Raw genomic sequence first — 791 nt, forward strand, 5'->3', positions numbered from 1 at the left:
ATTCCGGCGTCGTCGGCGGCGGTGGTGGCCAATCGGTCGGCGATCGGTGAGCAGTATGTGGATTTGCAGCCGACGTCGTCGCAGGGACCGTATCTGGAGAACGGTTCGGTGATCACCGATACGTCGGTGCCGCCGGAGCTCGAGGACGTGGTGGCCTCGGCGATCGATTTCACGTCGTCGATACCGGTGGACGACCTGCATACGGTGATCACCGAGTTGGGTAAGGCGTTTGATGGTCGGGCCAATGATCTGACGCGGCTGACCGATTCGTTGTCGAAGTTGTCGCGGGCGGGTTATGACTCGTTGGATGAGACGATTTCGTTGATCCAGAATTCTGATGTGGTGTTGGCAACCCAGGCCGAGCAGTCCGATGCGATCTTGTCGTGGTCGCGGAATCTGGATGTGGTGACGGCGACGTTGGCGGCTGCGGATCCGGATTTGCGGCGGTTGTTGAGTACGGGTACGGCGTCGGCGACGCAGATTTCGACGTTGTTGCAGGACAGTGGTGGCGACATCTCGACGGTGGTCAAGCAGTTGGCGAGCACTGTGCGCACCATCGAGCCCACCGCATTCGCGATCAGTCCGACGTTCGCGATGTTGTCCCTGCTGTCGGCCGGAGCGCACAGTCCGGCACCGGGGGATGGTCAGATTCATTTCGGTGTGGTGTTGGAGACGAATAATCCGGCGGCGTGTACGCGGGGGTATGAGGGCACTCAGGCGATGGTGGATCGGCTCAAGCGCGAGGACCCGTCCTTCGACATCCGGTATGACGATTTCCCGTTCAACACGAA

Annotated in this window: 1 protein-coding gene; it reads left to right on the forward strand. The window is 60.7% G+C overall.

Translation table 11 applies throughout. The annotated features are described in order from the left end of the window. Positions 1-791, forward strand: a 791-nt coding sequence (locus tag OSB52_RS24675; RefSeq protein ID WP_266063971.1) for an MCE family protein, incomplete at both ends; no start/stop codon positions are given.

It is taken from the genome of Gordonia aquimaris, from assembly GCF_026262595.1.
In the GTDB taxonomy this organism is placed as follows: Bacteria; Actinomycetota; Actinomycetes; order Mycobacteriales; family Mycobacteriaceae; genus Gordonia; species Gordonia tangerina.